2 protein-coding genes are annotated in these 3103 nt (G+C 68.6%); both read left to right on the plus strand.

All coding sequences use genetic code 11. From position 1 onward, the window contains the following. Window positions 1–1935: acyltransferase family protein (locus CJZ86_RS16360; RefSeq protein ID WP_143594196.1), on the plus strand; the 1935-nt coding region annotated here is incomplete at its 5' end. Beyond that, a partial coding sequence (locus CJZ86_RS16365; protein ID WP_143594197.1) for an acyltransferase family protein occupies window positions 1935–3103 on the plus strand: 1169 nt, incomplete at its 3' end. The genes CJZ86_RS16360 and CJZ86_RS16365, both read left to right, overlap by 1 nt.

The following is a 3103-nucleotide window of genomic DNA, read 5'->3' on the forward strand; positions in this document are numbered from 1 at the left end:
TTCACCGGGGTGGACATCTTCTTTGTGATCTCGGGTTACGTGGTGATGGGCTCGCTGCTGGGCCAGGCGAGCAAGCCGCTGTGGCCCCGGCTGGGGAATTTCTATCTGCGGCGTGTGCGGCGTCTGCTGCCGAACCTGCTGGTGTGCCTGGCGGTGACGAGCCTGGGGGTGGCGATGCTGATCCCGCCGCTGGAGAGCGGGCCGTATTTCATCGTCGCCCTCAAGGCGCTGTTCGGGTGGTCGAACAACTACCTGATGGGGCAGCTGGATTACTTCGCGACGGATTCGGATCTGAATCCGTTCCTGCACACCTGGTCGCTGGGTGTGGAGCAGCAGTTCTACCTGGTGTTCCCGCTGCTGATGGTGGGGATCGGCTACGGGGTGCGGCGGAGCGTGCCGCTGCTGGCGGCGCTGATCGTGCTGTCGCTGGGTGCGAGCTGGTGGTGGACGCAGAGCGCGCCGATGGCGGCGTTTTTCCTGATGCCGAGCCGGCTGTGGGAACTGACGGTGGGCTCGCTGCTGCTGGTGTCGCAGCGGCGGGGTCTGCTGGGGGCGGAGTGGATGAAGGGCCGCTGGCCGCGGCTGGCGGGGGCGGCGCTGCTGCTGTGGGCGGTGGTGATGACGTCGGAGCGTGAGGGCTTCCCGGTGCCCGGGGTGCTGCCGGCGGTGGTGGGGACGCTGCTGGTGCTGCAGGCGGGCCCGGGAGAGGGGGGGAGATTTCTGCCGGGACGCTGGCTGGAGCGGGTGCTGCTGACGTGCGGGCTGCTGTCGTATTCGCTGTACCTGTGGCACTGGCCGGTGATCGTGCTGCTGCGGTGGACGTGGGGGATGGAGACGTGGTGGCAGTACGTGGTGGCGGTGGCGGGGAGCGTGGTGCTGGCGGTGGCGGCGTACGGGCTGGTGGAGCAGCCGGTGCGGCGTTATCCACTGAAGTGGTGGTGGGAGACGCTGCTGGCTGTGCTGGCGGTGGCGGGCCTGTGGACGGCCATCGACACCCTCCACTATTCGGTGCGCGGCCGCTTCTTCATCGGCACCGACCGGGATCCGGTTCCCCTGCATGAACGGGTCCAGGAGTGGAATCCCACCCTGCCCGGCACCCGGATCGATCAGAACTGCGCCATTCCCTACTGGACCCCCTACAGCCCCGCCAGCCGCTCCGATCTCGAACGCTGCAGCAAGCCCGGTCGGCCCGGTGCCGGGGAGATCTTCCTGCTGGGCGATTCCCATGCCGAGCATCTGCTGCCGATGCTCGATCTGGTCACCGCCGCCACAGGCCAGCGCATCACCTTCACCAACAAGCGCTCCTGTTTCATCGATCCCCAGCTGACGCTGTTCCTCAACAACCGTCCCTACAAGCCCTGCACCGATTTCGCCGCCGGGGAGATGGAGCGGGCTCTCGAACGTCTGAAGCCGGGGGACATCGTCATGATCTCCAGCAACCTCAACAACTACCTGAGCAGCGCCGACCCCGGTGGCACCAGCCAGGGGCAGCCGGCTTACCTCTCAGGCCGGAGGCTTAACGTCGCTGAAATGCGTCAGGCCCACATTCTCAGCATGCGGGCCTATGCCCAGCGTCTGGCGGCCCGGGGCATCCAGCTGGTGCTGGTGGTCGACAATCCCACCCTCGCCCGTGAGATCGTGGCCTGCCCGAAGAATTCCGCCACCAGCTGCGCCCCCGACCCCGCCGCCACCGCCGCGGGCCAGCAGGCGGTGCGCCTCACCCTGGCGGCGGCGGCGGCGGGCCTGCCGAACGTGCATGTGTTCGACCCCACCCCCTATCTGCTGGGCCCGGATGGCCGCGTGCGCTACCGCAATGACCTGGGCAAGATCATCTACTCCGATTCCCACCACCTGAGTGTCACGGGAAGTCGCTCGCTGGCGGGGCCGTTCCAGCGGTTCCTGTCCGAGGCGGGCCTGATTCCGGGGGGGCGCTGATGGCGGTGGCCCCCACCGCCACGACCGGAGCCGCCGCAGCGGCGAGCGTCCCGGCGTCCGGAGGCGGCGGGAAGGGGGGAGCATTCGCCTACCGGCCGGACATCGATGCGCTGCGGGGAGCGGCGATGCTGGCGGTGCTGGTGTTCCACCTGAACAAGGCCTGGCTGCCGGGTGGCTTCACCGGGGTGGACATCTTCTTTGTGATCTCGGGTTACGTGGTGATGGGCTCGCTGCTGGGCCAGGCGAGCAAGCCGCTGTGGCCCCGGCTGGGGAATTTCTATCTGCGGCGTGTGCGGCGTCTGCTGCCGAACCTGCTGGTGTGCCTGGCGGTGACGAGCCTGGGGGTGGCGATGCTGATCCCGCCGCTGGAGAGCGGGCCGTATTTCATCGTCGCCCTCAAGGCGCTGTTCGGGTGGTCGAACAACTACCTGATGGGGCAGCTGGATTACTTCGCGACGGATTCGGATCTGAATCCGTTCCTGCACACCTGGTCGCTGGGTGTGGAGCAGCAGTTCTACCTGGTGTTCCCGCTGCTGATGGTGGGGATCGGCTACGGGGTGCGGCGGAGCGTGCCGCTGCTGGCGGCGCTGATCGTGCTGTCGCTGGGTGCGAGCTGGTGGTGGACGCAGAGCGCGCCGATGGCGGCGTTTTTCCTGATGCCGAGCCGGCTGTGGGAACTGACGGTGGGCTCGCTGCTGCTGGTGTCGCAGCGGCGGGGTCTGCTGGGGGCGGAGTGGATGAAGGGCCGCTGGCCGCGGCTGGCGGGGGCGGCGCTGCTGCTGTGGGCGGTGGTGATGACGTCGGAGCGTGAGGGCTTCCCGGTGCCCGGGGTGCTGCCGGCGGTGGTGGGGACGCTGCTGGTGCTGCAGGCGGGCCCGGGAGAGGGGGGGAGATTTCTGCCGGGACGCTGGCTGGAGCGGGTGCTGCTGACGTGCGGGCTGCTGTCGTATTCGCTGTACCTGTGGCACTGGCCGGTGATCGTGCTGCTGCGGTGGACGTGGGGGATGGAGACGTGGTGGCAGTACGTGGTGGCGGTGGCGGGGAGCGTGGTGCTGGCGGTGGCGGCGTACGGGCTGGTGGAGCAGCCGGTGCGGCGTTATCCACTGAAGTGGTGGTGGGAGACGCTGCTGGCTGTGCTGGCGGTGGCGGGCCTGTGGATCGGCATCGA

It is taken from the genome of Synechococcus sp. BO 8801 (assembly GCF_002252675.1).
GTDB lineage: Bacteria > Cyanobacteriota > Cyanobacteriia > PCC-6307 > Cyanobiaceae > Cyanobium.